This is a genomic window from Clostridium uliginosum, assembly GCF_900112485.1.
In the GTDB taxonomy this organism is placed as follows: domain Bacteria; phylum Bacillota; class Clostridia; order Clostridiales; family Clostridiaceae; genus Clostridium; species Clostridium uliginosum.
Genome location: NZ_FOMG01000001.1, coordinates 170,255 through 192,896, shown reverse-complemented (window position 1 = coordinate 192,896; position 22,642 = coordinate 170,255). Strand labels below are relative to the sequence as shown.

Below are 22,642 nucleotides of genomic sequence, written 5' to 3'. Positions count from 1 at the left end.
TGGGTGGCACCACAAGTCACTTTGTCCCATTAATTAGGATGAAGTGGCTTTTTTTTATATAAAATATTATAAAATTTATAAAAAAATTTATAACAGAGATACAAATATAAGCAAAAAGCAATGTTTTTTAATTTAATAGAAGGGGTGAAATAGATATGATTAATATTTCAGAAGAACAATTTCAAATTAAAAGAAAAAAAGGAGTTATATTTTCTGTAATAAGTGAGTTTAGAGGAGATGAAATTACTCCCATAAGAATATTTAATGGATTGAAAGGAAGAAGAAAATTCATTTTAGAAGGGGGCACAAAAGAAAATCATTTTGGAAGATACTCTTTTTTAGGAGAAAATCCTTATGTAGAAATTAAAGGAGATAAAAAAGAAAATATATTAAAAGTAAAGAAAGAAGTGCAAATTAAATTTGATAATGAAAGTAATATATTTTCTTTTAAAGGTGGGGGAATAGGATATATGGGTTATGATTCAATTTCGTTATATGAAAAAAAGTTGAATTTTCAAAATGAAGATGAATTAAAGGTACCTATAATTAGATTTAATTTTTATAAGAACTATATTTGTTATGACCATTTCACTCATAAAGTTTATATCATAGATAATATTTTTAAAGATGATAAAAGAAGTTATGCAGAAATTATAGATAAACAAAAAGAATATCTTCAAGAGATTAATAAAAATATAACTATTAATGCTAATAATAGGCAAGAAGAAGATGTTAGTTTTAGTTTTGAAAGCTCTAAAGAGCAGTTTATCGAAAATGTTAAAAAAGCTAAAGAGCACATATTAGAAGGAGATATATTTCAAATTGTACTTTCTCAAAGGATGTTTTGTAACACAAAAAAAACTCCTTTTGAAATATATAGAAGACTTAGAGAAGAAAATCCTTCACCATATATGTTTTTAATTGATTATGAGACTTATCAAGTAATAGGATCTTCTCCAGAAAGTCTTGTGAGTGTAAGAAAAAATAAAGTTGCCACAAATCCTATAGCAGGAACAAGAAAAAGAGGAAAAGATGAAAAGGAAGATGATAAATTAGCAAAAGAATTATTAGAAGATGAAAAAGAAATAGCAGAGCATGTTATGTTAGTAGACTTAGGACGAAATGATATAGGAAAAATAAGTAGAATAGGAACTGTGAAAGTCAATGATTTTATGAAAGTTGAAAAATTTTCTCATGTTATGCATATTACAACAACAGTAACTGGAGATATAAGCGAGGATAATGATGCCTTTGATGCATTATCTGCCTGCCTTCCAGCAGGAACTGTGTCTGGAGCTCCAAAGATAAGGGCAATTCAAATAATTGAAGGACTTGAAAATTCTAAAAGAGGAATTTATGGAGGGGCTGTCGGATATTTTTCTTATGGTGGAGATATGGATATGGCGATTGCAATAAGAACACTAATTTTAAAAGATAAGGTTGCATATCTTCAAGCGGGAGCGGGAATTGTATATGATTCAGTGCCAGAAAAAGAGTTTGATGAAATACAAAATAAATTAATGGTGTTAAAGGAGGTATTAAAATGATAGCGTTAATAGATAATTATGATTCTTTCACTTTTAATTTGTATCAGTATTTAAGTGAATTTACAGATGTTAAGGTTATTAGAAATGATGAAGTAACTTCAGAAGATTTAATAAACTTGAAAGTAAGAGGAATAGTTATTTCACCAGGACCTGGAAGGCCAGAGAATGCAGGTGAATCTGTAAATATTATAAAAGAATTAGGAGATAAAATTCCTATACTTGGTATATGCTTAGGACATCAAGCTATAGCAACTGCATATGGTGGAAATGTAATAAGAGCTAATCAAATATATCATGGGAAAAGTTCAAAAATTCAAGTTAAAGGAAAGGATATTTTTGAAGGGATTAGTAGAAAATTAGACGTTATGAGATATCATTCATTAATAGTGGATAAAAATTCACTTCCAGACGAGCTTGAGGTGATTGGAGAAACTGTGGATACTGGAGATATTATGGCAATAAAGCATAAAAAAAACAAAGTTTTTGGACTTCAATTTCACCCAGAATCTATATATACACCAAAGGGTAAAAAAATAATCGGAAATTTTGTAGAGGGGGTTTGTTATGAATATAGATGATGCAATTAAAAAAATAGTAATAAAAGAAGATTTAAGTCAAGAAGAAGCAAGAGCAGCAATAAATCAAATAATGAAGGGTGAAGCCACTTCATCTCAAATAGGTGGATTTTTAATAGGACTCAGAGTAAAAGGAGAAAAAACTAATGAAATTTTAGGTGCTGTAAAGGCATTAAGAGATAATATGATTCCTATTGATTTAAATAGTGAAAATTTAATAGATACTTGTGGTACAGGTGGAGATGGTGGAAACACTTTTAATATATCTACAGCAGTAGCAATTGTTGCATCAAGTGGTGGAGTTAAGGTTGCAAAGCATGGAAATGGAGCAGTTTCAAGTAAAAGCGGAAGTTCAGATGTATTAAAAGAACTTAAAATAAGGGTTGATTTTAATGAAAAAGAAAGCAAAAAGGTTATAGAAGATGTTGGAATGGCATTCTTATTTGCTCCAAACTATCATCGTGCTATGAAAAATGTAGCAAAAGAGAGAAAGGAACTCTCAACAAGAACATTATTTAATCTTATTGGACCACTTTCTAATCCAGCACCAATAAGAGGACAGCTTTTAGGAATATACGATGGTACTTTAATTGAAACTGTTGGAGAAGTTCTATTAAATCTTGGATTAGAGAGGGCTATGGTTGTTAATGGAGATGATGGTTTAGATGAAATTACAACAACCACAACAACGAGTGTATGTGAAATTAAAGATGGAAAATTAAGAACTTATAAGATAAATCCTGAAGATTTTGGAATAAAAAAAGCAAAATCAGATCAAATAAAAGGAGGAACACCAAAAGAAAATTCTGAAATAATATTAAATATTTTAAAAGGTGAAAGAGGCGCAAGAAAAGATATAGTAGTTTTAAATAGTGGTGCTGCACTATATGTTGGAAAGCGAGCAGAGTCATTAGAAGAAGGAGTTAAAAAAGCTAAAGAATTAATAGATAGTGGAGACGCTTATAGAAAATATCAAGAACTTGTAGCTTACTGTTAGGAGGAGAAAATTTGATTTTAGATGATATTGTAGATAGAAAAACAAAACGAGTTTATGATAGAAAACTTATTATTCCGTTACAAGATATATATGAAAAAGCATTTGATTTACTTCAGAAAAACAATTTGAAGGGAAATAAGTTTAAAAGTAATTTAAAAAAGGAAGGGTTATCTGTAATTGGAGAATTTAAAAAAGCATCTCCATCAAAAGGGATAATTCTACATGATTTTAATATTTCGTGTATTGGAGATTACTACAATAAATTAGGAATAGATGTAGCTTCAGTTTTAACAGAAGAAGATTTCTTTTTAGGAAAAGATGAGTATATTAAGGAAGTAAAAAGTAAAGTTGATTGTCCTGTGCTAAGGAAAGATTTTATCATAGATTTTTATCAAATTTATGAAAGTAAGGTTTTAGGAGCTGATGGAATTCTTCTTATTGTAAGTATATTAAAGGATAAACTATATGACTTTTATAATGAAGCGAAAAAGTTCAATTTAGAACCTTTAGTTGAAGTTCATAATAAAGAAGAATTAGATATAGCATTAGACTGTGGATGTGAAATTATAGGAATAAATAATAGAAATTTAAAAACATTTCAAACTTCAACAGATATAAGCAAAGATTTAATAAAGTATATTCCGAGCGATAAGGTTATTATATCTGAAAGTGGAATAAAGTGCATAGATGATTTGAAAATGATAAAAGAGATAGGTGCAGATGGAATTTTAGTAGGTGAAATGTTTATGCGAAATATAAACAACGAAACTTTTATTAACGCATATATGGAGTTTAGAAATGGTAAAAATTAAGATTTGCGGAATAACAAATCTTGAGGAAATAGATTATGTGAATGAATTAAGGCCTGAGTATATAGGTTTTGTATTTACAGAGAGTAAACGTAAAATAGATAAAAAAACAGCTTGTTTATTAAGCATAGGATTAATAGATGAAATAAAAAAAGTTGGCGTGTTTAGAAATAATTCTATTGAAGAAATCTTAGACGTGCTTAAAGAAGTACCTTTAGATGTGATTCAACTTCATGGTTATGAAGATGAGAATTATATAGAGTTATTGAGAAGGTCTATAAATCACCAAATTAAAATATGGAAGGCATTATCGATAGATAAAAAAATAAATTTGCAAAAGTACAAAAGTGATTATATTGATAATTTTATACTAGATGGACTAAACCCTGGAAGTGGAGAAATTTTTTCTTGGAGTAATATAAAAAAAGAAGAAATAGCTAATAATGAGTTTTTTCTTGCAGGAGGAATAAATGAAGAGAATGTTTTAGCTGGAATAGAAGCTACAAATCCTAATGGGATAGATGTTTCATCCGGTGTTGAATTTATAAATAAAAATGGAGAAAGAATGAAATCTTTTGAAAAAATGAAAAAACTAATAAGAAAAGTGAGGGAAAACTATGAAGGGAAGATTTAATCAATTTGGAGGACAATATGTTCCAGAGACGCTTATGAATGCTTTAAATGAGCTAGAGGAAGAATATGAAAGAGCTATAAATGATGAAGAATTTATGAATGAATATAGATATTATCTAAAAGATTATGTAGGAAGGCCAAGCTCATTGTATTATGCAGAAAATATGACAGAAGATTTAGGCGGGGCTAAGATTTATCTTAAGAGAGAAGATTTAAATCATACAGGAGCCCATAAAATAAATAATACTATAGGACAAATTCTTTTGGCGAAGAGAATGGGTAAGAAAAAGGTTATAGCAGAAACAGGAGCAGGTCAACATGGAGTAGCAACAGCAACAGTAGCAGCTAAGTTTAAAATGGAATGTAAAATATTTATGGGAGAGGAGGATATAAGAAGACAAGCTTTAAATGTTAAGAAGATGGAACTTTTAGGTGCTAAAGTTATATCTATTACAAGTGGAAATGGAACATTAAAAGATGCGGTTAATGAAGCTATTAGATATTGGGTTTCAAATGTTGATGATACTTATTATATAATGGGAACTGTAGCAGGACCCCATCCATATCCAGTAATGGTTAGGAATTTTCAAAGAGTTATTGGAGATGAAGCTAGAGAACAAATTTTAGAAAGAGAAGGACGACTTCCAAATTATATTATTGCACCAGTAGGTGGTGGTAGTAACGCTATGGGAATTTTTTATCCATTTATAAAAGATAAGGATGTTAATCTCATAGGCGTTGAAGGGGCAGGTTATGGCATAGAAACTGGAGAACATGCAGCAGCACTTCAAAGCAAACAAACAGGAGTGTTACATGGAATGATGTCTTATGTTTTAAAGGATGATGATGGACAAATAAAAGAGGCATATTCAATATCAGCAGGTCTTGATTATCCATCAGTTGGACCAGAACATGCATATCTTTGTGAAACAGAAAGAGCAAAGTATGTTGGTATAACAGATAAAGAAGCTGTAGATGCTTTTTTATATTTAACAAAGATAGAAGGAATAGTACCAGCCCTTGAATCATCACATGCTGTAGCTTGTGCTAGAAAATTTGCGAAAACTCTTCCTAAAGATAATATACTTATAATAAATATTTCAGGCAGGGGAGACAAAGATATGGATACAATAATAAAATATATGGAGGATCATTATGAATAGAATAGATTTAATTTTTAATAAATTAAAAGAAGAAAATAAGAAAGCATTAATTCCGTTTGTAGCCAATGGCGACCCTACTTTAGATGAGACAGTTCAAGCAGTATTAAAACTTGAAAAAGCGGGTGCTAGCATTGTAGAAATTGGAGTACCATTTAGCGATCCGTTAGCAGATGGACCTGTTATTCAAAATGCTTATACTAGGGCGTTAAAAGGTGGAATAAAGGTTAAGGATATTTTTATTTGTGGAAGAAAGATAAGAGAGCAAAGTGAAATTCCTCTTGTTATAATGATATATTATAATTTAGTTCATCACTATGGGGTAGATGAATTTTTAAAAGAAGCAGGGGAAGCAGGTTTCGATGGCTTAATAATTCCAGATATTCCACTTGAAGAAAGAGGAGAACTTAAAGAAATGGCTGAATCTAATGGAGTATACTTAATTCCACTAGTTGCACCTACTTCTAAACAAAGAATAGAAAAAATAACAAATGGAGCTAAAGGCTTTGTTTATTGCGTTTCTTCTAATGGAACAACAGGAGAAAGAAGTGTATTAAGTAGAGATATTACTGATTACTTGAATATTGTTAAGACTATTAGCGATGTCCCAATATGTTTAGGCTTTGGAATATCATCTAAAGAGGTTGTAAAACAAGTGAAGGAATTTTGTGATGGAGTAATTATTGGAAGTGCAATTATTAGGAGAATGAGTGAAAGTAGAGATAATGCATATGAATTTATAGAAGAAATTAGGAAAGAGATAGATTTATAAAATAATGTATCTACTACTATTTTAAATCAATAAAGAATAGTAGTAGGAATTGTTTCCATAAATATGTTAGAAAATATCAAAATTGTTCAACATGCATGTATGTTGTATTAAATTTTATGTAACATACATGTTTTAGTTGTGATATAATTTTGCTAGAAAAGAGGTGCTATAAATGGCAAAGAAAAATAGTAGAAACAATGATTTATTAAAAGACACTAAGGCAACAACAAGTCCTAAGGTTTATTCTTTATTAGTTGATTTAGTTAATCAAGATAAAGAAAAACTAGCAGAAGATGTTTTGAAAATAGATTATTTGATAACTTATGCGAGTAAGTGTGTTAAAGATAAAGATTTAAGAGAAGCAAAAAGCACTTTAACTATGATAAAAAATAGAATAGATAAGTTAATAGAAAATAATGTAGAGGTTGAATATTTAAATGAGCTTTACGAAAAAGTAAATTCTAAAATATAAACTTCAAAACACAAAATTATGGTTGTTGTAATAAGTTTTTCAAAATAAGTTAAAATATTAACAAAAAAATAAAAAAACAATTGTACAAATATTCAGAAATTTGATATAATTAACTAAAGACATAAGATATAATATTTAAAATACTATATAATGCGAATTAAATTATGCAATAATCATATGAAAATAAATATTTCAAATTTTTTTTAAAAATATATTGAAATATTTATAAAATATGGTAAAATCAAAATAATTAGGAATGTTATTATATTAACAAGCTATATATTCTCTAAACAATATGGGGGTATAGAGTAGATGAAAAATTTTAGAATTCCAACACAAATATTGTATGAAGATAATGCTATACAATATTTGGAGAAATTAAACTCAAAAGGAGTATTTATAGTTACAGATAAAGTTATGTTTGATATTGGAGTAACTGATAATGTAACTAATATACTTGAAGAAAACTCAATTAAATATGAAATATTCTCAGAAGTACAACCAGAACCTACAATGGAAGTAGTTACACATGGATTTAAAAGATTTTTGGATTATGGTGGTGACACTATAATTGCAGTTGGAGGAGGATCTGTAATAGATGCATCAAAGGCCATGATTTATTTCTTAAATGTATTACAAAAAAAAGTACCTTCTTCAAACCAACAAAAACCATTGTTCATAGCAATTCCTAGTACTAGTGGAACTGGATCTGAAGTAACATCATATGCTGTTATAACTGATGCAGCAACACATACAAAAATACCACTAAAAAGTGATGAAATGTATGCAGATGTGGCTTTACTTGATTGGATATTTACAAAAACAGTGCCACCTACTGTTACAGCAGATACAGCATTAGATGTATTAACTCATGCACTTGAAGCTTACGTATCAGTAGGGTCATCAGATTATACAGACGCACTAGCTAAGAGTGCAATAGAAACTGTATTTGATTATACTGAAAAAGTATATAAAAATGGTTTAGATCAAGAAAGTAGAACAAAAATTCATAATGCCTCTTGCATGGCAGGAATCGCTTTTGAAAATGCTGGACTTGGAATAAATCATAGTATAGCACATACATTAGGAGCAACATTTAAGATAACTCATGGTAGAGCTAATGCAATATTATTACCATATGTTGTAGAATATAATTCATCATTGTTTGATGAAAATGATTGTTATGATTTTAAAACTGCAAAAAGATATAGTGAAATAGCTAGACTTTTAGGGTTACCACAGTCTGATTTTAAAGAAGGGGTAGTTATGTTTGTAAAGGCATTAAAAGCATTATTACAATCAGTAAATATACCACTTGCTATAAAAGATTTAGGTGTTGATGAAAATGCGTTTAACTCTGCTATGAAATCAATGTGCGAAACTGCAATGAAAGATATGTGTACTTTAGGAAATCCAAGAGTTACTAATGAAAAAGGAATATGCAGTGTTTTAATGAAGGCTTACTATGGAAAGTAATGTAATTAAGTAAAAAAGGACAATTTTTTTTAAAAATATTTGTTAAATAATTAACATGACAAAGCAATTATAATACCAAATTAATTACTATATTGGTAAAAATGTTTAATTACTATGAATATATTGTACTAAACATGATGTAAAATGACATTAATTGCGTATAATCCTTTAAAAAGTATTTTTTAAAAAGAAAAACATGAAATTAAAATATTTTCATTTGTTCTTTTTTTAACAAAGTATATATTAAATATTGTGTTGCTTTTAGACAAGTAAAAATAATATTACCAAAAATAAAACTTACTTAAAGGTGTAATTTTCAAATATTTTTAACATTACAACCAGTTAACGTAAGTATTACTAAAAATAAAATGAGAACTAATTAGCTGTTAATTTTATAGAAGTTCCTAGTTATAGCTAAGTAAATTATGCCAAAACTTAAAATGATAAATTCTAAAGGGGAGATGAATTTTGAATGACCAATTGATAAAAGAAATTATGTCAGAGGTCCTAAAAAAAATAGAAAAACCCATTGGAAAAATAGAAACTCCAATTAAGCAAGTAGTAGTAAATAAAGAAAATGAAAAATATAATAAGCAAAGTTTAGTAGAAAACCAAAGCAATAAACAATTCTGCCTTACAGAATTTGTTGACACTGCCATAGGAGATACAATAGGACTTGTAATTGCAAATCTTGATCACTCATTACACGAGATGATGAATATTGATAAGAAATATAAATCAATTGGCATAATAGGAGCTCGAACAGGGGCTGGTGCTCAAATAATGTCAGCTGATGAAGCTGTTAAAGCAACTAATGCAGAAGTTATATCAGTGGAACTTGCAAGAGATACAAAAGGTGGTGCAGGACATGGAATTTTGATTTTATTTGGAGCAGAGGATGTGTCAGATGTAAGACAAGCAGTAGAGATTACATTAAATGATTTAAATAGAACATTTGGTGATCTTTATATAAACGAAGGGGGGCATTTAGAATTTCAATATACTGCAAGAGCAAGCTATGCTTGCAATAAAGCATTCAAGGCACCGATTGGAAAAGCTTTTGGAATAATTGTAGGTGCACCAGCAGCAATAGGGCTTCTACTTGCAGATACTGCTATGAAATCTGCAAATGTTGAGATAATTGAATATTGGTCACCCGCACATAAAACTAGTCACAGCAACGAATGTGTTACAACAATTAGTGGAGACGCAGAAGCTGTTAAACAAGCCATCTTAGTGGCTAGAGAAGTAGGTCTTAAGCTTTTATCAATGATGGGAGGGACACCTATTTCACAAACAACTCCATATATTTAAAAATAGTTGTTCAATTCTAACTTTATTAAAGGAGGTGATGGATCTGGAAAACTTTGCTTTAGGACTTATTGAAACAGTTGGACTTGTAGCAGCAATTGAAGCGGCAGATACTGCTATAAAATCATCAAATGTAGAGTTAATAGGGTATGAAAATTCAAAAGGTGGAACAATGGTTGTTAAAATCAAAGGTGATGTTGGTGCAGTGAATGCTGCTATACAATCTGCTTTTGCAGCAGCACAAAGAGTAAATAAAGTATTATCAACAGCGATTATACCAAGGCCAAATGCTGAAATTAAAGATATGATATTTACTAATGATACTGTTGGAGTATGTTTGCAAGATGAAAATAAAAATCCAGTGGCTAAAGATTTAAAGATACAAGAAACAGAACTTCAAGATAAGGTTTTTGATGAAAAGTTATTAAATAATAAAAAAGAAGAAGTAACAGTTTTAGAAGAAAAACCAAATAAAACAGAACCTTTAAAGCAAGAGAAAAAGGAAATTTGTAATTTATGTATGGATCCAAAATGTTCTAGAAAAAAAGGAGACGTTAGAATTTCTTGTATACATTATAACGAAATAAAAAAATAAGGGGGATATTATTATGCATGATGCATTAGGAATGGTAGAAACAAAAGGACTTATAGGTGCTATAGAAGCAGCAGATGCAATGGTTAAAAGTGCAAATGTAACATTGGTAGGATATGAAAAAATAGGATCAGGATTAGTTACAGTAATGGTAAGAGGAGATGTTGGAGCAGTAAAAGCAGCAACAGATGCAGGAGCTGCAGCAGCACAAAAAGTAGGAGAAGTAGTGTCTGTTCATGTAATACCAAGACCACATATGGATACTGAAAAATTATTACCTAAAGTAAATGTTGAATAAGGCACATTCAAAAAATATTAAATTTGTTATGTAAATAAAATCAATTTTAAATTTATAAGAGGAGGAATTTCAATATGAAAGATGCATTAGGAATGGTAGAAACAAAAGGACTTATAGGTGCTATAGAAGCAGCAGACGCAATGGTCAAAAGTGCAAATGTAACATTAGTGGGATATGAAAAAATAGGATCAGGATTAGTTACAGTAATGGTAAGAGGAGATGTTGGAGCAGTAAAAGCAGCAACAGATGCAGGCGCTGCAGCAGCACAAAAAGTAGGAGAAGTAGTGTCTGTTCATGTAATACCAAGACCACACATGGATACTGAAAAAATATTACCACAATCTAACAACTAGGAGGGGGTAGGAATTTCATATGGTTCAAGTAGATATAGAAAAAATTGTACGAGCTGTTACAAGTGCAGTACTTAAAGAATTGAACAAATATGATGACAGTTTAGTGCCGGTAGGTATATCTAATAAGCATATTCATCTTGGACTTAAAGAGCTGGAGGTTTTATTTGGAGAAGGATACAAGCCTAATATAATGAAAGAATTAAAGCAACCAGGACAATATGCTTATGATGAGACAGTTGAAGCAATTGGGCCAAAAGGATTTTTTGAAAGAATAAGAGTACTTGGACCATTAAGAGAAGCTACTCAGTTAGAAGTTTCAATATCAGATAAAATTAAATTAGGTGTAGATGCACCTATCAGACAATCTGGTAAACTTGATGGAACTCCAGGAATAACCCTTAGAGGACCAAGAGGAGAAATTAAAATAGATAGTGGTGTAATTGTTGCTTCAAGACATATTCATTTATCTTCAGCTTATGCTAATAAGTATGGATATAAAGATGGTGAATTGGTATGTGTAGATAGTTATGGTCCGAGGAAGGTAACTTTTCATAATGTACTCATTAGAGTTTGTGATGATTATATACCTGAAATGCATGTTGATATAGAAGAAGCAAATGCTTCTGGATTAAAAAATGGAGACATGATAAAAATAACTAAAGTTGAAGGGGTTTAGCTATGAGTTTAATTGATGCAAACAATAGTTTGGATATTTTTTACAATCTAATAAAAGATAAAAAGTGCAACAAATATAGCAATAACCTAAAAGTGGGAGTAGATTTAGGTACAGCAAATATTGTACTTTCAGTGGTAGATGAATTTAATAATCCAGTTGCTGGAGCATCATATCCAGCATCTGTTGTAAAAGACGGATTAGTAGTGGATTACATTGGAGCTGTAGAAATTGTAAGAAAGCTAAAAGCTGAGGTGGAAGATATTTTAGGCACACAAATAACTTATGGATCAACAGCTATTCCACCTGGTACTTTAAGTGGCAATGTAAAAGCTATAGGAAATGTATTAGAGGCTGCAGATATTGAAGTTGTAAGTATTGTTGATGAGCCAACAGCAGCTGCAGCAATTTTAGAAATTCAAGATGGCGCAGTAGTTGATGTAGGTGGTGGAACTACAGGAGTAAGTATTTTAAAAGATAGGAAGGTTTTATATACTGCTGATGAACCAACTGGCGGAACTCATATGAGTTTGGTACTTGCAGGGAATTATAAAATATCTTTTGAAGAAGCTGAAGAACTGAAAAAAAATGCAGAAAAGGAAAAGGAAAACTTTTTATTAGTCAGGCCTGTAGTAGAAAAAATGGCTCATATTGTTAAAAGGCATTTACAAGGATATCCTGTTGAAAAAATATATGTAGTAGGAGGAGCTTGTAGCTTTAGTGAATTTGAGGAAGTTTTCCAAAAAGTTATAGGTATTGAAACTATAAAACCTAAGAGACCACTTTTAGTTACACCTTTGGGTATTGCGGCTAGCTGTATTAAGTGAGGTGATAAATTTGAATTTAGATGAACTTGTCCAAGCTGTCTTAAAAGAAGTAATGGCTAAAATAGATAATCAAATAATTAATAAAAGTGATAAAAAAGTTGCTGTGATTTTTACAGGTACTACAATAGGTTTAGAAGAAAGTATTATGCAGATAAGAGAGTTAAAAAATCATGGAGTAAACATGACGGCAGTTTTATCGCAGGCTGCTTTAAATGTTATTGATATGAATGTAATAAATGATATTTTCAATTTAGAAGATATTTATATAGATGGTAAGTGTCAAGATAATAAGGTTATATACAATGAAGAATTTGATTTGATAATATGTGCAAATTTAAGTATAAACTCCATAGCAAAGATAGCAACAGGAATTAGTGATACATTGCCAACAGCATTTATATCAAAATGTATTATAAATGGTACTAAAATCATAGTTTCAAAAAATGCAGCAGATTTAGACAATTTAAAGAAAAGTGATAATTCTTATAAAAAAATACCTATTGCATACATTAATATGATTAAGGGATATTTAGATAAATTGGAGTCGTATGGTATAAAGTTGATTAATTCAATAGATTTATTTGATTATGCAATGCAAGATAATTCTGAAGAGAATGAATCAATTAAAATTAAAGATAGAATAGTACCTAAAATTAATAATGAAAATAATATGGCATCGGAGATTAATAGCATTCAGACTGAAGAAATATCTTCAGAATATGAATTAAATAAAAAAATTATTTCTAAAGAAGATATTGCTTTAAATAGTGAAAATAAAAAGATTGTAGTTCCAAGTTATTCGATAATTACAGCCCTTGCAAGAGATTTAGCAGATGAGATTGGAATACAAATAATTAAAAGGTAGGTACAAAGATATGTATTTAGCAAAAGTTGTTGGAGTAATTGTTGCTACAACTAAGAATGAAGCACTCGTAGGAAAAAAAATACTTATAGTACAACCATTAAATACTGATTATAATCCAATTGGTAATAGTGAAGTAGCAATAGATTCTGTTGGAGCAGGTACCGGAGAAATTGTATTAGTGTCTACTGGTAGTTCAGCACGACAAGTGTTTGATGAGGAAAAGAATCCTATAGATAGGGCAATTGTAGCTATAGTGGACAATATAGAAGTTAATAATTAATAATTAGGGGGAACGATTTAATGAATGATTTTAATATGATTGATATAGAAAGTATAGTTAAAAATGTTGTTAAAGAACTTACAGGAAATGGCTCAGTTGAAGCATCAAGTGCAAATCCAATTATGAATATTGAAAAGAAAATAATTGGATTTGCAAACACTAATATGTCTTCAGAGGGAGAACTTGGTGTATTTGAAGATATGAATGATGCAATTGAACACGCATGGATAGCAGAACAAGAATATAGAAAATTTGGCTTAGATAAAAGAACTCAAATACTTGAAGCTTTTAAAGCTGAAGTTAGAAAAAATGTAGAAGAAATTTCTCGTAGAACTTTTGAAGAGACTGGTATGGGAAGATATGAAGATAAGGTATTAAAAAATAAACTTGCATTAGATAAAACTCCAGGTGTAGAAGATCTTGAAGCTGGAGTTACAACAGGAGATGGTGGTTTAACTCTTTATGAAATGTCTCCATTTGGAGTTATAGGAGCAATTGCACCTTCAACAAATCCAACTGAAACAATAATAAACAATGGTCTTTCAATGCTTGCAGCTGGAAATACAGTTATATTCTCACCTCATCCAGGTGCTAAAGACGTTTCAGTATTTATAGTACAACTTATTAATAAGGCAATAGAAAGTATAAATGGACCTAAAAATCTTATAGTTACCGTTAGAAAACCAAGTATTGAAAGTACAAATATAATGCTTAGTCATCCAAAGGTTACTATGATTTGTGCAACAGGTGGTCCTGGTATAGTTAAGATTGCTTTATCATCAGGTAAAAAAGCAATAGGAGCTGGAGCTGGAAATCCACCAGTAGTTGTAGATGAAACTGCTGATATAGAAAAAGCTGCTATTGATATTATAGATGGTTGTAGCTTTGATAATAACTTACCATGCATATGTGAAAAGGAAGTTATAGTAGTAGATAAAGTTGCAGATTATTTAAAGACATGTATGTCAAAATATTGTGCAGTGGAAATAACTGATAAGAATTTGATTAAACAATTAGAAAATTTAGTATTAACTGAAAAGGGAACAGTTAATAAGAAATTTGTTGGTAAGAATGCAGATTATATTATGAGACAACTTGGAATAAATATAGATCCAAGCATAAGAGTAGTTTTTGCAGAAGTTGATAGAAATCATCCATTTGCTGTAGAAGAACTTATGATGCCAATCCTTCCTGTAATAAGAGTTAAAAATGTAGATGAAGCAATAGAATTGGGTGTTGAATTAGAACATGGAAATAGACACACTGCTATAATGCACTCAAAACATATTGATAATTTAAGCAAATTTGCAAAAGCAGTTCAAACAACTATTTTTGTAAAAAATGCACCTTCATATGCAGGTATTGGTTATGGAGCAGAAGGACATGGAACATTTACTATTGCAGGACCAACAGGTGAAGGATTAACATCTGCTAAGACATTTACAAGAAAAAGAAGATGCGTAATGGTAGATAATTTCTCTATTAAATAGAATTGGGGATGAGAGTCGTGGGAAAAAGCTTTTTAGATTTAATAAAGGATGGTGGACTAATTGGTGCAGGTGGTGCTGGTTTTCCAACTCATGTAAAATTAAATGCTAAGGTAGAATGTGTTATTGTAAACGGAGCAGAATGTGAACCTTTGCTTAAGGTAGATCAACAATTAATGGATCAAAAAGCAGGTGAACTCTTATATGCATTAAATAAAGTAGTTGAAGAAACTGATGCAAAAAGAGGAGTTATTGCATTAAAAGGAAAGTATAAAGAAGCGATTAAACATTTAAATGAGAAAATTGGAGATTATCCTAAATTAGAATTATTTGAACTTGGAAACTTTTATCCAGCAGGAGATGAACAGGTAACTGTTTATGAAGTAACAAAAAAGATTGTTCCAGAAGGAGGAATCCCATTAAATGTTGGAGTTATAGTAATTAATGTAGAGACATTACTCAATGTATATAATGCATTAGAAGGACGTCCAGTTACAGAAAAATACTTAACAGTAACAGGAGAAGTCAAAAACCCTATTACAATTAAAGTACCTATAGGAATTTCTGTGAAACAAGCTCTTGATTTAGCTGGTGGAACTTTAATAGATGATTTTGAAGTAGTAGATGGTGGTCCAATGATGGGAAAACTTATAGCAGACATTAATATGCCAATAAAGAAAAATACAAAGGGTTTGATAGTTCTTCCTAAGGATCATAATATAGTAACCTCAAAAAATAGAAGTATACAAGCTATGATAAAACAAGCACGAACAGCATGTTGTCACTGTTCTTTATGTACAGAAGTATGTCCAAGACACCTACTTGGACACAAAATGGAACCTGATAAGATGATGAGAATTGCAAGTTATGGAGGCACATGTAGTAAAGAGGTGCTACCAACAAGTGCATTCTTATGTAGCGAATGTGGACTTTGCGAACAAGTTTGTGTTATGGGACTTCAACCTTGGAAGTTAAATGGATTTTTTAAAGGTCAATTAGCTAAAAATGGAATAAAAAATCCCAATCATGCTGCACCAGAAAAATGTGATGAATTTAGGGAATACAGAAAATTCCCAGTTCATAAGCTTAAACAAAGACTTAATATAGAGAAATACGATGCTAAAGCACCTCTTGATAATAAGGAATATGATTTCTTAGAAGTTGTAATTTTAAGATCACAACATATAGGAGCTAAAGCAGAACCAATCGTTAAAGTTGGTGATAGAGTCAACAAAGGAGATCTAATAGGTGATATTGCTAGTGATAAATTAGGAGCAAAAATTCATGCTAGCATAGATGGAGTTATAAAAGAAATTACAGATGATGCTATAGTTATATCAAAATAGTATTAAATTAATAGTTTATATGTACTTACATCTTATAAATATTAGTGAATTTGATTAAAACAATATAAAGTTATGAGTGTGTATTATTTAGAGTTCTATAAATATATGCTAGGAAAGAGAGGAAATATCAAATGGGAAGATCTATTGGATTACTAGAATTTAAAAGTATTGCAAAAGGAATTCAAGCAGCAGATGAAATGGTTAAATCTGCAAATGTTGAATTGATATTATCTACGCCATTATGTCCAGGAAAGTATATTATAATGTTATCTGGTGATGTAGGGGCAGTAACAAATGCTGTGCAAGTAGGTAGAGATATTGGACTAAGTTACCTTATTAGCGATTATGTTATAGCTAATGTACATGAAAAGGTATTTCCAGCTATAACAGCAACTGCTGACTATGATGAAATTTCTTCAATTGGAATTGTTGAAACAATATCTGCAGTTGCAGCTATAATTGCAGGAGATACAGCTTTAAAAGCTGCAAATGTAGATTTATTAGAGGTAAGAGTAGCTAGAGGCCTTGGCGGAAAAGGATTCATATTAATTACAGGAGAAGTATCAGCGGTTAAAGCAGCTGTAGAGGCCGCAGAAACTAGACTTGCGGAAACTGGAGATATTATAACAACTGTTGTAATTCCATCTCCAAGTAAAGAATTAATTCCAACACTATTATAAAAGATATTATAATTAGAAATGCTATAAAAAATTATAATAAAAAATCAACCAAAGAGTTAAAGAGATAACGGTTGATTTTTCTTATTATGTAATTTTATGGAGTATTTTTTATTTTGTTAAATGCATAATCTAACGTGCTTTCTAAATTAGAATTATTTTTTCCAGCACCTTGAGCTAAGGTAAGACTTCCACCACCCCTGCCATCTATAAGCGTTATTGCATCTTTTAAAATTTCATTCATACTAATGTTTATTAAATTTTTAGAGCATGAAAATATAAGATTAGCCTTTTCATCAGAAATTACTGCTATAAGCACAATTGTATTTTTGATTTCAGTAAGCTTAGAGATAAGATTACTTACATACTTAACATTTTGGTTAGTATATATTTTTTTTACAACATTAATCTCTCCAATTTTATTAGCGTTTTCAATCATTTCTTTAACTTCATATTTAGCTAAATCAATTTTAAGTTTTTTATTTTCTTCATTTGATTCCTTAAGATTGTTATTTAAGTTTTTAATTCCATTTACAGCTTCATTTTCATTACAATTTAAGTATTTACAGATAGAGCTTGAAAAATCATCTTTTAAGAAAGAATCATTTATAGCTTTTGTGCCAGCAAGAAATTCTATTCTAGTTCCTTGTTTATGTTTTTCCCATTTCTTTATTTTTATAAGTCTAAGATCTAATGTAGAGCTTGGGTGAACACCGCAACAAGCATTAATATCTAAATCACCTATTTTAACAATTCTAATTTCTTCATTAGTATTAGGAAGATCTCTTCTGAGATTCATGCTTTTAAGATCTTTTTTTGAAGGAATTAAAAATTCTACTTTTAAGGCTTCACCTATAATTTTATTAGCATACCTTTCTGACTTTTTAATTTGTTCTTCATTTAAAGGTGTTTGAAAATCTATAGTGCTTACTTCATTTCCATGATGAACAGCTATAGTATTTATGTTAAAAAGTTTAAAGAAACATGCTGATAAAACGTGTTGTGCTAAATGCTGATTCATTCCATCACTTCGCCTATTCCAGTCAAGTGAACATTTAACTTTATGTATCTTTATTGGCTTTTTTTCTACAATATGATAAATTAAATTATCTTTTTCATAAACATCTAAAACTTCATGTTCTCCAATAGATCCTAAATCACAGTATTGACCACCTCCACCAGGGAAGAATGCTGTTTTATCTAAAACTACATGAAATTTACCGTTAAGTTCTTGTATTTCTATAATTTCTGCTGTAAAATTTGTCAAATATTGATCTTCGTAAAAAAGTTTTTCCATTAATGTACTCCTAAAAATTATTTTTTTGAATATGTCTTAAGTATATTATAGCAGAAAATATCCTTTCCAAAAGTAAAATATACTTTTGGAAAGGATGAATTTTAGAATCCTTTCTTTTTAGCCTCTATTCCACTTTCATTTAAAGCAGGCTCTTCTATAGTAGTATTAAAACTACTTTTGGCCATTTGACCTTGAGTTTTAGATCCATTTTTTAAATAATTTTCTTTTGAAGACACCTTTTTATTTTGAGTATCCAAACAAATCATCTCCTTAAATTTTAATATACTTATCCAATAGCTAGCATCTTTAACACTTTAGCTTATACAAGTGTAAGATGACGGATGCACGCTCATAGATAACAATTTCTAAGCTTCAGATAGCTCCAAAACCCCATCTGAAACAAAGAACTTTGTTTATAGTATTAGCAAATTCTTAATTATTAAAGTGGTTATTAATATGAATAAATGTATAATTAATCATATTAAGTTCTTAATTTACTATGTTGCAACTTTATCAGCAATATAATTTTAAGGTATACATATAATATTTTAAAAAAAGGCTATGTTTTAAAACCGTGTTGATATTGTTACATATTGTTCAGCGTGCTAAAGAATTGAACTTAAGAACATCTTAATTAGTATTGTCCCATTCCAGCTTGTTCCAAAAACAAGTTTTGGACAAGCAACTAATGTGACAATACTCAAGGAAACTCGACTCACATACGTTCGCTGAGTAAGTTTGAGATACCAAATGTAAAATTTGGACTCTCACTTAAGAGTTCTAAAAGTTAAATTCTAATGCACGCTTCACAAAAATGTAACAATATCAACACTATATTAAAACATAGGTTTTAAAAATTAAATCAGTTTATTTTTATATTTGACTATTAATTATTACCAATAGGATTTAAGATAATTTTGGAATTTTCTTTAGAAAATCTTTCATTTTTGCTGAAGAGTATCTTTAATTATAAAAGTTATACTTTAATCATTACATGAAAGGTTGTGATTAAAATGAAAACATAGTAAGAAGGTAAATATACTATTAAAGGATTCAGTATAAACATAAGAAGTTGTTTGGACATCCTATGATATTATATATATTGTAAGGTATTATAGAAAAATTAATTTACTTTAAATGCCTAATATTATTTTTAGTGAGGGTGTAAGTACTATGAAATCATATAATGTTTTAATTGTGGAAGATGAAAAAGAAATAGCTGATGCTATTGCAATATATTTAAAGAATCAAGGATACAATGTTTTTAAGGCTAATAATGGATTAGAAGGTTTAGAAATTATAAATAAAGAGACTCTACATTTAGCTATTGTAGATATAATGATGCCTAAGATGGATGGAATTAAAATGACTGTTAAGCTTAGGGAATGTCATGACTTTCCTGTTATTATGTTATCAGCAAAATCGGAAGAAATGGATAAAATAATGGGACTTAATATAGGGGCTGACGATTATGTTACCAAACCATTTAATCCAATGGAACTTTTAGCTAGAGTTAATTCACAGCTTAGAAGGTATTCTAAATATTTGAAGTTGGTAAATAATTCAGAAAAAGAGAATAACAGTTTTGTGATTGGAGGACTTGAATTAAATATTGATACAAAGGAAGTTATAGTGGATGGAGATATAGTAAAGTTTACTCCTATAGAATTTAAAATATTGAATTTATTAATGAAAAATTCAGGAATAGTATTTTCAGCAGATGATATATATGAAAAGGTATGGAATGAAAAAGCTGTTAATACTGATACAGTTATGGTTCATGTAAGAAATATAAGAGAAAAAATAGAAATTAATCCGAAAAATCCGAAATATTTAAAGGTGGTGTGGGGTGTTGGGTATAAAATTGAAAAACAATAAAAAGTTTAATGAAGAAAGAGAAAAAAAGTTAGATGTCAATAAAAAATCATATAATATAAATATAATAGCAATTATAGTAATGTTTATTTTATCAATATTGATATGTAGTCTTTATCCTACAATAAAAAATATGGCAAAACAGGGCGATAATGTTAGGTCTCCTTATGAAAGTATAAGTCTTTTAGAAAATATTCATGAGTTCAGCTATGTTTTATATAAAGATGTTTTAGAAAAGGAAAAGGGACAAGCATTGACTTATGATCAAGTATACATTAAAGAGAATACAGATAAAACAGACGTTGATTATAATTTGGTAGTAGAACAAATAAAGACAACATTAAACGAGTGGAGTGGAATGTCACAGGATGACTTAAAAAACCTCAATTATTTGGTATTAGACAAAGATGGAAAAAAAGTTAAGACAAATACTAATAATAATTTAGATTCATTACTAGCAGAGGGTACTGAAAATGCTAGCAATATTGAGAATTTAAACAAAATTTATGATTGGTATATGGTTGTTAATTTCGATGAAAAGGGTGTAATAGAAGTAAAAAATGTTCATGGTGCTTATGGATACAACGTGAGAAACAGCTTTTCAAATTTTAGTATGAAAGAAAAAGCTAATATACAGGGGGATAGTGTTAAATTTAATCCTATTGTAAATACAACTTTTGTTTATGCAATTCCAAAGGATTTAAAATATTCAGATTTTATAAGTAAAAAAGCAAACTTGCTGGAAAATAATGTGAATTTTAATGCTGTAGTATTATATGTAATGATGGTATTTGCAAGTATATTAATTTTATCATTAGTAGTTCCATATAAAAAAGGTAAAGAAGTGTTTGGAATTAAAAGTGTATTAAAAATCCCTTTTGAAATAAATTGTTTTATATTTGGGTGCACAGCATTTTTTTCAGCAGTAGGGTCAGGTGCTGCCATATTTTTCACATTAGATAGTAGATTAGTTAAAAAATTATTAGACTTTAATATAAATACAAGACTAGATACAGTATTTACAGATGTTATCAATATAGGTATGTGGATAGTAATAATATATTTAATATTTGTGGGTGCTATGCTTTTAAAACACATATTTACTATAGGAATAGTTAAGTATTTTAAGGAAAACTTACTTATTATTAAAATATTAAGATTAATAAAGAAGTTTTTAAGTAAAGTTATTAATTATGTAGCACATATAGATTTAACTGAGAAATCTAATAAATTTATCATAAAAGTGATTGGCCTTAATCTAATTATAATGTCAATATTTTGTATGTTTTGGTTTTTGGGAGTATTTTTATCTTTTATTTATAGTATAGTGTTATTCTATTTACTTAGAAAATATTATACTGGTATAAAGAATAAATTTGGAATTCTTTTAGATGCTACAAATAAAATCGCAGAAGGAAATCTAGATGTACAAATACAAGAAGATTTAGGAGTGTTCAACCCTTTTAAGGAAGAAGTAGAAAGAATACAAATGGGATTTAAAAATGCTGTTGATGAAGAAGTTAAAAGCCAAAAAATGAAAACTGAGCTTATATCAAATGTATCTCATGACTTAAAAACTCCTCTTACATCAATAATAACTTATATAGATCTATTAAAAGATGAAAATATAAATGAAGAAGATCGTAAATCTTATATTGATACTTTAGATAAAAAATCACAAAGATTAAAGTTTTTAATTGAAGATTTATTTGAAGTAAGTAAAGCAACAAGCGGTAATGTTAATTTAAATTTAGTTAATGTAGATATAGTAGAATTAATGAGGCAAATAGAGATTGAATTGGAGGATAAAATAAAGAAATCTGGATTGATTTTCAGGAATAATTTCCCAGAAAATAAAAGTATTTTACAGCTAGATAGTCAAAAAACATTTAGAATTTTTGAAAATCTTTTAAGTAATATTAGTAAATATGCTATGAAAAATTCAAGAGTATATATAGATATTTTAGAAAAAGAAGAGAGTGTAGAAATTACATTAAAGAATATGTCTGCTGTTGAAATTGATTTTGCACCACTTGATATTGTGGAAAGATTTGAAAGAGGAGATAAATCTCGTAATACAGAAGGTTCTGGCCTTGGTCTTGCAATAGCAAAAAGCTTTGTTGAGCTTCAAGGAGGAAATTTTAATATTGATATTGATGGTGATTTATTCAAAGTAATAATTGAATTTAAGAGATAATAATACTATAAATGAATAAGTCTATATTGAAAACTAAAATGGAACTTATACAAATAGAAGTCTATAAAAAGGAATTTATTTGTATAGGTTCTTTTTATATTTAGAATATAATCTGTTATACTT

The 22,642-nt window shown here is 29.3% G+C and carries 24 protein-coding genes; 22 read left to right on the top strand and 2 right to left on the bottom strand.

The features are described 5' to 3' along the window. The first annotated feature begins 155 nt into the window (after positions 1-155). From trpE to BM027_RS00785, 20 genes are all read left to right on the top strand, one after another. Positions 156-1,547, top strand: coding sequence for an anthranilate synthase component I (gene trpE / locus BM027_RS00880; protein WP_090087852.1), 1,392 nt, complete (start codon positions 156-158; stop codon positions 1,545-1,547). Continuing rightward, entirely contained in the window at positions 1,544-2,125 is a 582-nt protein-coding gene (locus BM027_RS00875) for an anthranilate synthase component II (protein WP_090087850.1), read from the top strand. Before trpE ends, BM027_RS00875 begins: the two co-directional genes overlap by 4 nt. Beyond that, positions 2,112-3,119 carry an anthranilate phosphoribosyltransferase gene (gene trpD, locus BM027_RS00870; RefSeq protein WP_090087848.1) on the top strand — a complete coding sequence of 336 codons (1,008 nt, stop codon included), beginning with the start codon at positions 2,112-2,114 and terminating at the stop codon, positions 3,117-3,119. Before BM027_RS00875 ends, trpD begins: the two co-directional genes overlap by 14 nt. A gap of 11 nt (positions 3,120-3,130) precedes the next feature. After that, positions 3,131-3,931 carry an indole-3-glycerol phosphate synthase TrpC gene (gene trpC, locus BM027_RS00865; RefSeq protein WP_090087845.1) on the top strand — a complete coding sequence of 267 codons (801 nt, stop codon included), beginning with the start codon at positions 3,131-3,133 and terminating at the stop codon, positions 3,929-3,931. Beyond that, the gene (locus BM027_RS00860) at positions 3,918-4,562 is read left to right on the top strand and encodes a phosphoribosylanthranilate isomerase (RefSeq protein ID WP_090087842.1); all 645 of its coding nucleotides are present in this window, start codon (positions 3,918-3,920) and stop codon (positions 4,560-4,562) included. The genes trpC and BM027_RS00860 overlap by 14 nt, the downstream gene beginning before the upstream one ends. Continuing rightward, positions 4,546-5,724, top strand: a complete 1,179-nt coding sequence (gene trpB / locus BM027_RS00855; RefSeq protein WP_090087840.1) for a tryptophan synthase subunit beta — start codon at positions 4,546-4,548, stop codon at positions 5,722-5,724. The genes BM027_RS00860 and trpB overlap by 17 nt, the downstream gene beginning before the upstream one ends. Beyond that, positions 5,717-6,493, top strand: coding sequence for a tryptophan synthase subunit alpha (gene trpA / locus BM027_RS00850; RefSeq protein WP_090087838.1), 777 nt, complete (start codon positions 5,717-5,719; stop codon positions 6,491-6,493). Before trpB ends, trpA begins: the two co-directional genes overlap by 8 nt. Before the next feature lie 172 nt (positions 6,494-6,665). Further along, positions 6,666-6,965, top strand: coding sequence for a hypothetical protein (locus BM027_RS00845; RefSeq protein ID WP_090087836.1), 300 nt, complete (start codon positions 6,666-6,668; stop codon positions 6,963-6,965). Between the two features lie 312 nt (positions 6,966-7,277). Continuing rightward, positions 7,278-8,441, top strand: coding sequence for a 1-propanol dehydrogenase PduQ (locus BM027_RS00840; protein ID WP_090087834.1), 1,164 nt, complete (start codon positions 7,278-7,280; stop codon positions 8,439-8,441). A gap of 468 nt (positions 8,442-8,909) precedes the next feature. Further along, positions 8,910-9,755: a propanediol utilization microcompartment protein PduB gene (pduB, locus tag BM027_RS00835; RefSeq protein ID WP_090087832.1), complete on the top strand. Its 846-nt coding sequence runs from the start codon at positions 8,910-8,912 to the stop codon at positions 9,753-9,755. Positions 9,756-9,792: 37 nt separating this feature from the next. After that, positions 9,793-10,347, top strand: coding sequence for a BMC domain-containing protein (locus BM027_RS18640; protein WP_139209520.1), 555 nt, complete (start codon positions 9,793-9,795; stop codon positions 10,345-10,347). Positions 10,348-10,357: 10 nt separating this feature from the next. After that, positions 10,358-10,642: a propanediol utilization microcompartment protein PduA gene (pduA, locus tag BM027_RS00825; protein ID WP_242943263.1), complete on the top strand. Its 285-nt coding sequence runs from the start codon at positions 10,358-10,360 to the stop codon at positions 10,640-10,642. Positions 10,643-10,716: 74 nt separating this feature from the next. Further along, positions 10,717-10,995, top strand: coding sequence for a propanediol utilization microcompartment protein PduA (gene pduA / locus BM027_RS00820; protein ID WP_090087795.1), 279 nt, complete (start codon positions 10,717-10,719; stop codon positions 10,993-10,995). Between the two features lie 19 nt (positions 10,996-11,014). Further along, positions 11,015-11,671 carry a phosphate propanoyltransferase gene (locus BM027_RS00815; protein ID WP_090087790.1) on the top strand — a complete coding sequence of 219 codons (657 nt, stop codon included), beginning with the start codon at positions 11,015-11,017 and terminating at the stop codon, positions 11,669-11,671. Between the two features lie 2 nt (positions 11,672-11,673). Beyond that, positions 11,674-12,495 carry an ethanolamine utilization protein EutJ gene (gene eutJ / locus BM027_RS00810; protein WP_090087787.1) on the top strand — a complete coding sequence of 274 codons (822 nt, stop codon included), beginning with the start codon at positions 11,674-11,676 and terminating at the stop codon, positions 12,493-12,495. Between the two features lie 10 nt (positions 12,496-12,505). Then, positions 12,506-13,360, top strand: coding sequence for a flavoprotein (locus tag BM027_RS00805; protein WP_090087783.1), 855 nt, complete (start codon positions 12,506-12,508; stop codon positions 13,358-13,360). A gap of 10 nt (positions 13,361-13,370) precedes the next feature. Then, positions 13,371-13,640 carry a EutN/CcmL family microcompartment protein gene (locus tag BM027_RS00800; RefSeq protein WP_090087778.1) on the top strand — a complete coding sequence of 90 codons (270 nt, stop codon included), beginning with the start codon at positions 13,371-13,373 and terminating at the stop codon, positions 13,638-13,640. A 20-nt stretch (positions 13,641-13,660) separates the two neighbouring features. Then, positions 13,661-15,130 carry an aldehyde dehydrogenase family protein gene (locus tag BM027_RS00795; RefSeq protein ID WP_090087774.1) on the top strand — a complete coding sequence of 490 codons (1,470 nt, stop codon included), beginning with the start codon at positions 13,661-13,663 and terminating at the stop codon, positions 15,128-15,130. Between the two features lie 17 nt (positions 15,131-15,147). After that, positions 15,148-16,473, top strand: a complete 1,326-nt coding sequence (locus tag BM027_RS00790) for a 4Fe-4S dicluster domain-containing protein (protein WP_090087770.1) — start codon at positions 15,148-15,150, stop codon at positions 16,471-16,473. 131 nt (positions 16,474-16,604) lie between these two features. Continuing rightward, positions 16,605-17,153: a BMC domain-containing protein gene (locus tag BM027_RS00785; protein ID WP_090087766.1), complete on the top strand. Its 549-nt coding sequence runs from the start codon at positions 16,605-16,607 to the stop codon at positions 17,151-17,153. Positions 17,154-17,247: 94 nt separating this feature from the next. On the opposite strand, the gene BM027_RS00780 is transcribed toward BM027_RS00785, so the two are convergent. Both BM027_RS00780 and BM027_RS18115 read right to left on the bottom strand, forming a co-directional pair. Then, positions 17,248-18,447: an alanyl-tRNA editing protein gene (locus BM027_RS00780; protein WP_090087762.1), complete on the bottom strand. Its 1,200-nt coding sequence runs from the start codon at positions 18,445-18,447 to the stop codon at positions 17,248-17,250. Between the two features lie 101 nt (positions 18,448-18,548). After that, entirely contained in the window at positions 18,549-18,704 is a 156-nt protein-coding gene (locus BM027_RS18115) for a hypothetical protein (protein WP_090087758.1), read from the bottom strand. Positions 18,705-19,620: 916 nt separating this feature from the next. On the opposite strand from BM027_RS18115, the gene BM027_RS00770 reads away from it, so the two are divergent. Next, entirely contained in the window at positions 19,621-20,325 is a 705-nt protein-coding gene (locus BM027_RS00770) for a response regulator transcription factor (RefSeq protein ID WP_090087755.1), read from the top strand. Further along, on the top strand, positions 20,297-22,519 hold the full coding sequence (locus BM027_RS00765) for a sensor histidine kinase (RefSeq protein WP_341465511.1): 2,223 nt from the start codon (positions 20,297-20,299) through the stop codon (positions 22,517-22,519). Before BM027_RS00770 ends, BM027_RS00765 begins: the two co-directional genes overlap by 29 nt. Positions 22,520-22,642 lie beyond the last annotated feature (123 nt).